The organism is Desulfosarcina sp. BuS5, assembly GCF_028752835.1.
Taxonomy (GTDB): Bacteria; Desulfobacterota; Desulfobacteria; order Desulfobacterales; family BuS5; genus BuS5.
The window spans coordinates 2503703-2518026 of the sequence record NZ_CP087952.1; the positions used below are offsets into that span (position 1 = coordinate 2503703).

Consider the following 14324-nt stretch of genomic DNA (forward strand, 5'->3'; position numbering starts at 1 on the left):
TGCCATTTTTTAAATTGCAGCTAAATGGTATTTTAAGCACTCTAAAAAGGATAGGAGGTATTCTGATGATAAAAAATACTTTTGAAGAAGTTCTTTCTGATGAATGGGTGAAAGCAAATATAACCAATCCAGTTCAGGAATTGGTTATTATCCGTGGGATAATTCCATGGCAAAAAATGATTACAAAGTTGTGTAAATTTTATAACACCAGTCAGGGTGCTTTTGGAAAATCTCTCAGGATGATGACAGCGATTTTGATTTGTATAAAATACTATCAATTAAGTGATAGGCAAATGGTTAAGCATATAAAAGAAAACCACTATATTCAATATTTTTGTAACATCACAAATGAGGAATTGCAAACATGCCTGGATCCGAGTTCTATATGTGTATTTCGAAAACGTATAGGTGAAGAAGGTGTTGAAATTATAGAAAAAGAAGTTTTTGAGGTTCTACGCAAAGCTGGGATAATACAGGGTGATAATGCTATGATAGATTCAAGCGTATTGAAAAATAACGTTATCTATCCAAATGATGTACATTTAATTTTTAAAGCTTTTGACAAAATGAAACAATTTGCCGTTTTGCATCAAATCTCCTTGTGGTGGGACAATAATGAAGTAAAAAAATTATGGCGAGAATTTTTTTTGAACAAAAAACAAAACCGTTTGGAATGGTTACTCAAATTTAATATATTATTTATTCCTGCTCTAAAAATATTTGATAAAAAAGTTGAATCATTAAAGACCACAAAGAAAAAACAAATAAAAGCTGACAATATGTTTGCTATTCTTACTATTCTTGAAGCACAAACCTTAGAAAAACTCGAAGGTAAAAAACAGATAAAAAACCGGATTGTATCCATTGATGAACCGGATGCCCGCCCGATTGTAAAAGGAAAAGAGCATCCGAAGTGTGAATTCGGCACAACAATGGAAATGACTTTCAATAGGGAAGGATTCATGATTACCATTGAAAATTTTATCGGTAATCCAAATGATAAAACGCTTTTTGCTGGAACACTCGAACAGTTCAAAAAACGGATGAAAGGCGAACCGGAAAATATTATTACCGACCTTGGTTACAGAAGCAATGGTAATTTTAAAATTGCAGACAATATCAGTAACGTTTTTTTGGGGCGTAAAAAAGATGTATCCGAAGAAAAACAGAGTTTTTGCTGTAAAGCCCGTTCAGCAACAGAAGGTTTCATAGCTATTGCAAAAAATATTAGAGGTTTTGGATGCAGTCTTTATAGAGGATTTGAAGGAGACCGTATATGGTCATTGCTTTGTCAAACCGCTTATAATCTTAAAAAGTTTATTCAGCTTCTAATGGGAGAAAAGATTGAAGAAAAAAAACTGATGAAACTCGGGCTGGCATAAGCCGAACAAGGATTTTATCAAAAATAGTTGATTTTAAAAAATATGCGGATAGGAGAGGTGCGTCTATAGGTGTTAACAATTTGCCGTTTTTTACCAAAATTCAATTAAAATACCACAAATGAGCTTAAAATTTTAGATTAAAATTCTCTATGATTAATATATGAACAATGCTGATATACTATGTTATTATCGAAATTCAGCGGATACTACATAATCGGAAAAAGTAGGCAAAAGAACAGGGTACATGCCAGGGATTTGGTTTGCTATTGGTCTGCAATTGAGCTTGGAATCTCTATGGCGGATTTAGCCAAAAGATTTGGGTTAACACTCTCGGCAGTGAGTTACGCAGTAAAAAGGGGAGAGGAAATAGCAAAAAAGGCGATTATCTACTGGAGGATTAAGTTATTGGATTATTTAAGGACGTCCCTGAAACTCGTCCCAGTTCTCACGTTCTAATCATTTCTACGCTCCCGCGTGGGAACGAGTGAAAAAAACCAAACATTAAAAGGAGGAAACCGCCATGCGCTTTTTCAATACGGCCGGTCCTGTTGTTCCCAATGACCATTACTGTTTATCTCCATTAAACAGGTTTAATCTGAAAGTTTGTAGGGTGGATTAAGCGAAGCGAATCCACCGAAAACCGATCCGCCAAACAAAAAACGAAATACATGCTATGGGGAATTATCGTCGCGTTTATCAAGAAGGTGGCTGTTATTTTTTTACCGTTGTCACGTATCAACGGAAAAAAATCCTGACGCAACCGGTGCATATCAAACGGCTCAGATATGCCTTCAAAAGAGTCATGGACAAAAGACCATTTAAGATGGATTCAGTGGTAATTTTGCCGGATCACATTCATTGTATTTGGAATCTGCCGGAAGGAGATGCGGATTTTTCGACCCGGTGGAAACTCATAAAACGCAATTTTTCAGCAGGCATTGCCGCACCTGTTACAAAACGCGGAGAAAAGAAAATCTGGCAGAGAAGGTTCTGGGAGCATGTGATACGAAATGAAGAGGATTGGCGAAGGCACGTAGATTACATCCATTATAATCCTGTTAAACATGGTTACGCAATGCGTCCGTTGGATTGGCAGTACAGCTCATTTTCCCGCGCGGTGGAGCGTGGCTGGTATTCTCAGGATTGGGGAAACCACGAACCCGGAAATATAAAAGGGGTAGAGTGGGAATAATGGAAAAGTGAAGATTTGGTGGATTCGTCGCTTATGCTCCTTAATCCACCCTACAATTTATGACAATTTACGAGATGGCGCTGTAGGGTGGATTAAGCGAAGCGAATCCACCGAAAACTCTATATGGAGAAGGAAAAGTATGAAAGGTAAAATTCATAGGTTAAGGATCGGGATTATTCAAAAACGGTTGATGGCTCTATTTATGTCAATAATTTTCACTAGCTACACTTTTTGTGGCTGCGCTGGCACAACAAAGCAGCTAATTCCCACAAACACAGGCAAAAAAGATAGCTTTATACATGTCATTATAGACGATAAGTTCATTAAATCTGAAAAATATGGTCCAAAGCTTGTCGGCAAAATAGAGGAGGTCTTTCGGAAGTCCTTTGAGAACGTCTCGGTACGGACGGGGTATGATAATTGCCAAATTGGGGACATGTTAATTCAGCCTACCACGCTTTCTGTAGTACCTTCAAAATTAGAAACAGGAGAAATCCAAAATACATATCTCTATGCAAATATTCGAGTAATAACTAATAATTCTTCTCTGGAATTCACAATAACAGAAACAACCGAAGGTGAAACACCGGGTGTAGTGCTAATTGGTGAAATACTTTTAGCGTATATTTTTCTTTTTCCAATTGGGGGAAGTTATAATGCATCTGATTTAGTAGATAGAGCTTTTACCACCAATAAAGCATTGAAAATTGGAGCTATCGATCTCCATAACAAGATTATAAGTTCATCTGAATTCAAAGCATACGCTAACTCATCGCAAATGATTCAAACCTCCCCTGCCACCCTCACAGCCCAACTTCACTACTCCGACAAAACCTCATTCCTTCCCAACAACACCATAGACGCAGCCGAAAAATCCACAATAACCGCCATCATCACAAATTCCGGCAAAGGCACCGCCTTTGACGTAAACCTAATCACCGAATCTAAATATAAAAACATCAACTTTCCTGAAACAATCCCAATCGGAGATATCCAGCCGGGTGAATCCAAGGATATCACAATTCCGATTAATGCGGATTTGTCCCTTGCTTCCGGCACTGCTTCATTTTTGATTAACGCCCGTGAAAAAAGGGGTTATGATGCAAGGCCGGTTGAGCTTCAAATTTCCGCGGCTCAACTGCGAAGCCCTGAACTGCTCTTTGCTTCATGCAATATCAATGATTCTTCAGGTCTTGCAGACGGCGACGGGGATGGTGTCCCTGAAAATAATGAAATTATTGAGTTGAATCCTTATGTCAGCAATAAAGGGATAGGGGATGCCCTGAAAATTTCCGTTCAATTGACGAATATTACGGACGGAATAGAGATAATAAAGAAAAAGGACGATCTGACATCAATCGGGTCAGGCGCGATTGGCAAGTCAACCCTGGCATTTAAAATCCCCCGCACCTTTGCTCAGCCTGAGATCAAATATACTGTTGCCGCAACAGATGTAAGAGGAATGCGAACCGAAAAAACCTATACAATACCGTTTCAGTCAAAAGCGCCTGAACTCTATTGCACTTACCGGATTGTTGACACAGGCCTCAGAGAAATATCAACTCTGAAGAATGGTCAATCCTGCAGGCTGAAAATTATACCCAAAAATACAGGGAAAAACATTGCCGAGGGAGTAACTCTTCGAGTCACATCCGCATCCGGTAAAGCAAATATCGGCAACTATGATAATGATATTGGCGTGTTGTCACCAGATACCACGGGGAGCGCCGTCACAGTGCCGGTCTCTTTGAGCCGTTCTTTTGTCGGGCAATCATTGACACTAAATGTTTCCATGGAACAGGACGGTTTTGCCGGATTTTCCAGGGAGATAACTCTCCCTGTCATGACCACACGGCCTGAATTGGAATGCAGGGTTGTGCTGCTTAATGGAATCTCGGAAAATGCCGTATCTCAAAATTCCCGGCCAAAATTTCGGGTCAGCCTGAGCAATAACGGCAGCCTGGATGCAAAGGACGTAAAAATCGCATTTAAAGCCAACGGCGCCAACATTACATATGACAAGGAAAATTTTATTGGAACTATCAAGGCTGGAGAAAGCCAATATAAAGATTTCACCTTTTTTGTCCGTTCCAGGTAGGAGCATCGGTTACCCGACGCCCCCCCTACAGACCCGTACGTGAAGATTTCCCTCATACGGTTCCTCGGTTCAAATCCTTTTTACCGGATTATCAACCAAACAGGCGACACCCCGTTTGGCGTATAACTTTGCAGCCCTTACGGCATCAAATATTATGGACTATTCTGGGTAATGGCAGTGGGTATGTTGTGCGCAAGTCCTCGAACATTACTTCGCCCTTGTGACTTCTTCGGCTTAACCATCGACGCCATGCTTTCTCAGTATATTCAAACACAACTTCCAGCACTTTGTAGTTACTTATTACTCCAAAGTACTGGTAAAAACCTCGCAGTTTACTGCAAAGAATCTCATACTGCTCGGCCATTGGCTTATGACGGTTATCCTTGCACCATATCCATATTCTCTTCATAAAACGGCTTGAACGCTTTCTTGCCGTCTTTTTCTTTATTACCATGTACCCTTTTAATGATTTTGACCAGTAAAATGTAAACCCTAAAAAATCAAACGTCCCGTTTCCCTTTCCGCTAATGCGTTTGGAAAATCGAATCAGTTTTGTCTTTTCCGGGTGAAGTGACAGCTCGAACTGTTCGAACCGCCTGGGTAATACATCCATGACACGCAATGCGTCTTTTTCATACTCGAACCCGAGGATGAAATCATCCGCCCAGCGTATGATGGAGCATCTCCCTTTCATCCGGGGGATCACTTCTTTCACGTACCAGTCATCTAAAACATAATGAAGAAAGATATTACTGAGCACAGGGGAAATTACTCCTCCCTGTGGAGTGCCCGTTTCAGAGTACGTCAGGTTGCCTTCCTCCATTACGCCTGCATTCAACCACTTCCCTATCAGGCGAATCATTCCGCCGTCACTTACTCTCCGACGTATCATGTCTTTAAGTAACTCGTGATTAATATTGTCAAATAGTCCTGTAATATCTGCGCTTACTATCCAGCTGATATTCTGCTTCAAGCATTGCTCACGTAAATCTTTGATTGCCATGTGTTGGCTCCGACCTTTTCTGAATGCATGGGAAAAATTGTAAAAATTCCTGTCAAATATGACATTCAATATGGCTGCTGCTGCTTTCTGGACAATTTTATCCTCAAGTACAGGTATGCCAATTGGACGCTTTTTCCCTCCTTCCTTGTCTATCCAGATACGCTTTACAGGAGACGCAACGTACTGTCCTCTCCGCAGTCGTTCATACAGATTATAGAGGTTTTGATCAAGATTTTCGGCATACTCCTTTGCCGTAACCTTGTCCACTCCTGCAGATTTGCTTTTCCGAATTTTACGAAAGGATTGTTTCAGTAAATCAAAGTCTATCCGATGGACTACTGATGTAAATACCAGTTCAGGATTACTTTGAGCAAGCAGCTCGATTTTGATAAGGGATGACCCACCTGTTAACACCGGTGGTTGTCCCCATTCTATCGGTCTGGAATTGCAAGCGACCGTTCTTGCAATTTCTCGGCTTTTTGTTGATATGGTTTGTGACATCTGTGTATCTCCCATAATTCCTGCCAAAAAAACGTTATACCCTGCTTCACCTTCCCTGCAGTGGGTCGCTTGGGCATCACTTCCCCACCTTTCCGATCAAGATAGTTCAATTCTTAATCATCGGTACTATGATCTGCTAAGACTTCCGAATGTTTATCTCAGGTTCGTTCGCTCTTCGCTATCCTCCCCTGATACCTTGTATCGCCCATCTTTTAATGTTTGTGTTTCTGCCAATGGCAGACTCGTTGCAAGGCGGGACATTCCTATGCAACGCCGGGATTTCGCTTGCGCTGGATTTCCTGTTACCGTTCTTTTTACCCAAGGAAACATCCGGGTCTCCCAAGTTCCCGAGCTACCCCTTTGAGTACATGCCCTGGTCTAAGACCCCGGTGGTGTCCTGAATACTTGCCTTAGCATATTCAGGACTGCTGCCTTCCGCTGTCTCCAAAGCGTCGGCTTTTTCCTGCAAGCAGGATTATCACAATGACCACAACCATACATTTTTCGGGGCTCAATACAGAGCCTGCAATCTTGCTCCGTCCAGCTCCAGACTCCCGTTACCGGGTTTACCTGTGGACTTCGCTACTGACCTGCTGGTTAGTCTTTAGTCAGGTGGGACTATCTTAACATCAATGCCAGAGCAAGCCCTGCAGAGATGAAGGAAACAAACCGTTTCCCGAGCACCCACTTGGTAACAATATCGAGTTTCAAAGACCTTGTGTCTTATCCCAACGATTCGGATTTATCTTGGCACGAGAAGACGCCGGTTCGGTGTATGATACCACACTTCAGCCGATTGACCAGCCGCCGGAAATATCATCGAGGATAATTGTTGAATATGCATCATCCATATACGACAACCAGTTTGTTTTTCCTGAAGATATTGGTGGATCTACACAGGATCTCCCGTCAAGGATTATCGTGGAATATGCGTCATCCATATACGACGGCTGGCTTGTTTTTTCTGTGGATATTAACGCATCAACCCAGGATCTGCCTTCACGGACAATTGCAGAATATGCAACTTCGATCTTTGATAAAAAGCTTGTTTACCCTGCTGCAATGACAGCATCCACCCAAAACCTCCCTTCAAGAATCGCAGTCGAATATGCCACTTCAATAATGACTATGGAATTACACCGGCCTGATATCCCTCTTGACAGCGATAATGACGGCATGTCCGACGCCTGGGAAGTCTCAAACGGTCTCGATCCTGACGATCTCATCCGATGCCCAAAACGATCCGGACAACGACGGCCTCACCAACCTTAAAGAGTTCAACAACCAAACCAATCCTAAAAATCCTGATTCGGACGGCGACGGCATGCCGGATGGCTGGGAGGTTATTAATAATTTAGATCCGAATTCCAATGACGCTGATAATGACGAGGATTCGGACGACCTGACGAATTTCCTTGAGTTCTCACATGAAACAAATCCTTTTAATGGAGATACGGATAATGACGGAATAAGTGATTATGATGAAGTGAACTCTGGAATGGATCCAAATTCCGGTAAGGTTGTTAACCTCTCCTTTGATCAAAACGATGTGACAATCTCTCTTTGTGGTGAAAACAGTATCTATTTTACGGTAAAAAATCTGGTGGATATTTATAATCAATATAAGCTGGATATAAAGATAGAAATAAATGAACAGGTTATGGATCCTGCATGGTATTCTCTTGAAAAAAAGGGTTTCCTGAGTACGTGGCAGCCTATAACCGGTGATTCCATATTTATGCTTTACGGGTCTAAGAAAGCATTCAGAATTAAATTCAATATACCATGCGAATGTGAAACACCTGAAGCTGACTACACCTTAACGATTACTGCATCAGTCAAAGACAATGGAGCGATTGATCCGGTTGAAGCTTCGGCAAATATTCACGTTGATAAAAAACCGCATATCACACCCCTTAATTTTAACCCGGATGATAATACTTTTCATAATGCTGCAGGCAATAGTATTTTTGTGTCATGGTTGACAGATGTGGAAACTTCAACCGAAATTTATTACAAAAAAATTGATGATGAAAGTTTTTCTACTTTAACCGGCGCTCCCGGAAAAGAACACCGGATGCTATTGGATAATCTTGAATGGGGAACAAGCTATATATGGTATGTCAAAAGTGTTTCCGACTGTAACGAGTTTGCAGAGACAAAACCGATCTTGAGCACAACAGGCAAGGCGATTACTTTTGTCAGCGGGAATCATGAATTTACCGTTAACAGGGATTATGACCAACAGGCGGAATTAACGGTTGTTAATAATGATTCTGAATCGGGACATGAACTCCTTTTATCTGTGATTAATCCTTATGATGATATAATTACAGGATTTATTGGAGAAGGGAGCGTAAACCATCTGATTACCCTTGCTCCTGGTGAAACAAAAAATGTAAAACTTGTTATCCACGCACAAGATGCCTCCAAAACAGACTATAATCTGCTGCTCAAGGTCGTGTCTGATCCAGGTTCGGAAAAAGAATTTACCGATTATGCGCCTGTAATTTTGCATGTGCCAGATGATTTTTTTGTTTTAAATCTCGATTTGCAGGAAACCTCGCAAGACTTTCAAGGATTTAAAAACACTTATCGAATCACAAATTATGGACACCCACTGACAGATCTGGTTGTTTATCTCAATGATGAGGCCATCCCAATAGTTACCTTAACTCCTACAACAGATCACGGAAAACTTGAAACAGGTGAATATCTTGAGTTTACTCTTTCATCAACAGAATATGTTTCAGGTCATGTATATGCGGCATCAAGGAACATATCTGGCGCTCCTGCGAGTCTTGCTTTTGAGCTGGGATGCGGCCCTAACTTTGAATCCAGGGAGTTTGAAGTTGCAGATCCGGTAATTGCCTGCAGAATTGCGGACTGGTATTGCATAAACAGGCCGGTTATTGAGCTCCCCTTTACATTGCCCCCCCGGTTTTTTGATTTCAGATATTAAGGAAGCTTCTTTTAGCGCCGTGTTTGAATTATTCGAGGGGTTTGATTACCAGAATCATAATATTACCATATTACTTAACGATCATCCTATTGGTTCATTATACAATACCGTGCCCTCCGGAAAATATACATTTACGATACTGGCAGACTACCTCCATGTTTCCGAGAATCAGCCGACTACCAATATTCTTACTATAAAAACTGAAGGTATGAATCAGGGCAACTATATCGTTTCAACAGATTTTGAAATTATTCTAAGCCTTGACAAAATGAAGATTACCCATTGTGTTCCTTTGCCTATGGATGAAATTGACAGGCCCCCTTTGATACTGGTCTCAGGAAATCGGTGTGTGGAAGAGGGAGAAACCATTACTTTAAAGGTAATTGCTGTTGACCCGAATAGAGAAAGCGTATGTATTAATGCAAACAACCTGCCCCCGGTGCAGTTTTTGAATCAGCCTGTGCAGCAGGTTACGTTACCACAAATTTAGTTTGGACGCCTGGAGCCGGAACTGCAGGGACATCATATAATGTAGAATTTACAGCAGTTGATGAAGATTTGATGACTGATTCCGAATTTGCTCAAATAACGGTTTCAGAAATATGTGATACTCATTCCCTGATTCTCGAAAATATTGGGAACAAGATAGTCCTTGTTAATGAATTGCTTGAATTTACTGTTTCTGCAGCAGATTCCTTCGGACATCCGATCTGGTATAATCATCCTGACAATGACAGTAGATTTACAGACAACGGAGACGGTACCGGCACATTTTCCTGGACACCTGCAGAAGGTGATCTGGGAAATCATAGTCTCCTCTTTGATGTTACCGATGGCATTATCAACGATTCTGAAAATATTGCAATCCAGGTGATTCAGCAACAGGAAAACAACCTTCCGATCCTTGAATATATTGGCAGTAAAAGCGTTACAGCAGGAGATACGCTGACTTTTACGGTCAGAGGTATGGATCCAAATAATGAAAGTGTTTGTCTCAAAGCTCCTGATCTGGCTCAGATAGCTGCCGGAGCTGAATTTGAAACAACCTGTTCAACAGGTTCGGTAAATCAGGTTTTTTCATGGACACCGGATGAAGATCAGATTGGTACGCATTATATGATGTTTTACGCTTATAATGAAAACAACCAATCACTCAAAGACTGGGAAAAAGTAGCAATCACGGTCAAACAGGACGTTCCTGTAGTGTCATGCCCCAAAGTAATGGGAAACATCAGCACTTTTACAGAAATAGAAAATGATAACGGTGAAATGCAAACCATTGAAACAAATGTGATAAGGCCGGGGCAAAATGTAACTGTCAAAGCTGTCATATCAAACCCGACCCGGGAAATACAGGAAATTGCTCCGATTTTAAGCATACGAAATAATTTAAATATCGAAGAAATAGCAGGAGAAACAATTTATGTTGCTCCCAGCACTCTCCGTGAAGTTACCTGGCAATATACGGTTCCGGAAGATGCCGATGATATTGAATATGATATCAGCATACGCCTGATTGCCGCTGGTATCGGATGTGATACGTCAACCGGATATCGATGGTCTTTTTATGTAAAAACCCCGATTATTATTTTGCCGGGAGTAATGGGGAGTACTTTAATTGATGAAAGTATCAGCGAGAATGAACCATGGAACCGTGAAGTTTGGCCAAATATTCCTAAAATGGCTGTAAAGGAATTGCCTGATTTGTGCCAAAACTTGGGACGTAAATATCTTTCATATGGATATTTTTATACTTCTATTTTGTTAAAACATGGTTTCGATGTTTCAACTAATTTTGCTGAAGCCTGGGATGATTGGAAAAATTCTGAAGAAAATGATCAATATTTATTGGCCTTGATGCTGGATCAAAATGGTGAACCGGTAAATAACAATATAAAAGCAGAAAGAGTAATAAGAAAAACGTTGGATATATATGGCAAGACAGGACTTTTTGGGACAGACTCATTTGCCGGATTAGAATCATGGCTAACCAAGAAAGGGTATTATGAAGGAGAAGGAGGGGATTTTAATTTTTTTCCATATGACTGGCGTCTTGATATCAGTGTTCTTGCCGGTGCATTAAATGCAAAAATAGAAAACGTTTTAAAAAAAACCGGGGCAAAAAAGGTAACAATCATTGCCCACAGCATGGGAGGCCTTGTAACTAAAAAATATATTATTGATAATAATGAAAATCCTAAAATTAAAAATTTTATTCTACTCGGTACTCCAAACCTGGGAGCGCCCAAAATACTTTTGCCGTTGGTATATGGAGATACCGGATCATCCGATATGAATATGTATCTGGATAAAAACATAATCAGGGAAATCAGCAGGAATTTCCCTTCTTCTTATCAACTTTTACCATCGTATAGATACTTTCAAACTATTGGCAGTTATTTTGAGACCGATGATCCTGAAAATACATTTCCTGTTGATACCTATGAAGGCATGCAGGATTATCTAAAAAATAATTATAACCTTCGTCTTGTTAATAGTGCAAAAATTTTTCAGAAAGATATGGAGATCTGGAACAGTTCCCATTCGTCAATTAAAACCTATATGTTTGCCGGTTGTGGTCTGGGGACAATTCATAGAATTATAGAACAGACTGATTCGGCTAAACCCTACTATATTGGACAACAAAACGGCGATAGCACTGTGCCTCTGCAAAGCGCTATAGAGGAAGATATCTCTTTTGATACAAGGTATCTGATTAAAAAAATAGAACATATATCATTACCAGGTTCAAAAGGGGCTTTTACTTTATTAGATTTGATTCTAAAGGGCGATGAAGATAGCTTTATTGCTGATAATAACGTTAGAGAATATGATGGCAGCGCTGCGTGTGATAAATTCTGCGAGCTGAATGAAATTGAAATAGTTCTGGATGATCCATGTATGGAGATAGAAATATTTGGCGGAGATTATCGCGTTTCTCCTGATTGGATGACTTATTACATACCCAATAACGGACAATATAAACTGCGCATTAATGGTACATCTGATTCTGATGGATTATTAGACCTTAAGCTGAGACTTCTCCAGGAAGGCGGGTATTCAAAAACTGTAATTTTTTATCAATTGCCATTACCGGAGGGTGGCATCGGGGAATTCATTATAAATTCTGATCTTTTGGAACCGGTAATGGATATAGATATAAATGGTGACGGGATTTTTGAATCTCATGTGAACCCGACAGATGTTTTAGATTTTCCGGAAAGCGATGATTTTATGCCGCCGGTTACAACAGCAAACATAACCGGAACCACAGACGGAGCAGGCTGGTATCTGCCGGATCTTTCAATCAGCCTGGCAGCAACTGATAATGCTGGCGGAAGTGGTCTGTCCGCAACCTATTATCGTCTCCAGGGAGATACGAATTTTACCAAATATAATACCGATCCCATTATAATTTCGGAAACAGGAAAGCATACGCTGACATTTTATTCGATAGACAGGAATTTGAACCGGGAAACCAACAAAACGCTCGAATTCACAATCGATAATGGCCCGCCGCAGGTTATATCGTCAACACCTTCCAACCTGTCTTTCGGCGCTGATAGATCGACAAGTATCCATGTGGTTTTCAGCGAAATGATGGATGTAAGCTTCCTGACAGAAAGCAATATCACAGTCAGCGGAAGCATTACAGGTATGCATAAGGGTTCTATTTCGTATGATTCAGTGACTAACACTTTAACTTTTGACCCGAACACTGAATTTATGCTCCAGGAAGATGTAATAATGACTATCAGCGGCGAAATTGCTGATATGTCAGGAATCACCCTTGATGGAAACGGAAACGATCTTTCAGAAGGAAGCCCTCCTGATGATTATACGTTATCTTTTATAATAAATGAGAGTGACGGCCTGATAGTCAGGATAAGTGAATTAACCCCGATTTTTTGTCCCACAATTCAGCCTGTTGTAATTGTTACTGATGAAAACGGGGAAATAGTGCCTGATCTCCCGGCATCGGCATTTACTCTTTACGAAGATCATATTGCATATCCGCTTCTTTCGGTTGACTTTGTAAACCTGATCTCATCTCCGGTTTCAGTAAGCTTGGCTCTTGATTACAGCGGAAGCATGGGCAGTACTGCAATAAACGATATGGAAGATGCCGCTGCGGAATTCATCAACAACATGATTGAAGAAGATGCAGGGGAAATTATCAAATTTGCCGATGGCGTTGAAACCATGCAGGAATTCACCACTGATAAAACGGATTTGATTGATGCTGTGTATGCCGACCCAAGCCTCTCACGCTACTTAACTTCGCTTTATGATGCTGTTTATCAGGCAGTAACAGCAAGTTCCGCCGAAACAGGGCGAAAGGCGGTAATCGTTATGACCGATGGGAAGGATACAAGCTCATCTCACAATGACAGCGAGGTTATTGCTTATGCTCAAACAAACGAAATCCCTGTCTTTACGATTGGATTGGGAACTTCCATAAATGCTGCGGTACTTGAGGCAATAGCGGAGCAAACCGGGGGGCTCTATTATGAGGCCCCGGCATCTTCCGATTTGCAGGCAATTTATCAATCCATTTCCAGACTGTTAAAAAACCAGTACATTATCAGATATAATCCCGCCATTCGGGACGGGCTGGAGCATACTCTGCAAATTGTCGTTAATTCCGGAATATTGAGCGGAAGCGATAAAACAACATTTATATCATGCCTTGATCTGGATAATGACGGCCTGCCTGACAACTGGGAGCAGCAAATTATCGATGCGGACCCAGGTGATGATATTGATAATATTGCGCAAGTATTGCCCGGGGATGATTTTGATGGAGACGGATTCTGCAACTTAAGAGAATATATGTTTAATACAGATCCTGCCAACAGTCTGGATATTCCGGTTTGTCTTGGAGATTTTTTCAATGACGGTGATGTTGACGGATCTGATTTGTTTTATTTTACAAGTGAATTCGGGAATGAAACTTGCTCGGTCTCATCTCCCTGTGATGCTGATTTTAACTATGATAACTGGATAGATGGTCTCGATCTCCTGTTTTTCTCGGAAGATTTCGGCCGGATTGATTGTCCGTAATAGTAGAATGGTGGGCAATGCCCACCCTGCATGATTAATCATCAGTAGTTTGAGCAGGTCTTCTTAAGTTCTTTAGTTTACTTCTGTGACGTTTGCCGTAATGGTGTTTTGACCAACCAAAA

Annotated in this window: 8 protein-coding genes; 7 read left to right on the plus strand and 1 reads right to left on the minus strand. The window is 40.9% G+C overall.

Features of this window, described 5'->3' with window-relative positions:
* The first annotated feature begins 65 nt into the window (after positions 1-65).
* From BuS5_RS12325 to BuS5_RS12335, 3 genes are all read left to right on the plus strand, one after another.
* Complete coding sequence (locus BuS5_RS12325) at positions 66-1382, plus strand: transposase (protein ID WP_274427662.1); 1317 nt, start codon at positions 66-68, stop codon at positions 1380-1382.
* 673 nt (positions 1383-2055) lie between these two features.
* Entirely contained in the window at positions 2056-2574 is a 519-nt protein-coding gene (locus BuS5_RS12330; RefSeq protein ID WP_027355065.1) for an REP-associated tyrosine transposase, read from the plus strand.
* Positions 2575-2713: 139 nt separating this feature from the next.
* The gene (locus BuS5_RS12335; RefSeq protein WP_027355064.1) at positions 2714-4672 is read left to right on the plus strand and encodes a hypothetical protein; all 1959 of its coding nucleotides are present in this window, start codon (positions 2714-2716) and stop codon (positions 4670-4672) included.
* Between the two features lie 145 nt (positions 4673-4817).
* On the opposite strand, the gene ltrA is transcribed toward BuS5_RS12335, so the two are convergent.
* The gene (gene ltrA, locus BuS5_RS12340) at positions 4818-6191 is read right to left on the minus strand and encodes a group II intron reverse transcriptase/maturase (protein WP_036019348.1); all 1374 of its coding nucleotides are present in this window, start codon (positions 6189-6191) and stop codon (positions 4818-4820) included.
* Positions 6192-6923: 732 nt separating this feature from the next.
* Between ltrA and BuS5_RS12345 the strand changes: the two genes are divergently transcribed.
* The 4 genes from BuS5_RS12345 to BuS5_RS12360 all read left to right on the plus strand — a co-directional run bounded on the left by BuS5_RS12345 (position 6924) and on the right by BuS5_RS12360 (position 14202).
* Positions 6924-7448 (plus strand): thrombospondin type 3 repeat-containing protein, encoded by a 525-nt coding sequence (locus BuS5_RS12345; protein WP_027353528.1) that lies wholly within the window; start codon positions 6924-6926, stop codon positions 7446-7448.
* Entirely contained in the window at positions 7345-9138 is a 1794-nt protein-coding gene (locus BuS5_RS12350) for a hypothetical protein (protein WP_198012214.1), read from the plus strand. Before BuS5_RS12345 ends, BuS5_RS12350 begins: the two co-directional genes overlap by 104 nt.
* Before the next feature lie 19 nt (positions 9139-9157).
* Positions 9158-9628, plus strand: coding sequence for a hypothetical protein (locus BuS5_RS12355; protein ID WP_157487349.1), 471 nt, complete (start codon positions 9158-9160; stop codon positions 9626-9628).
* A 71-nt stretch (positions 9629-9699) separates the two neighbouring features.
* A complete protein-coding gene (locus BuS5_RS12360) occupies positions 9700-14202 on the plus strand; it encodes a VWA domain-containing protein (protein WP_027353525.1) in 4503 nt (1500 codons plus the stop codon).
* Positions 14203-14324 lie beyond the last annotated feature (122 nt).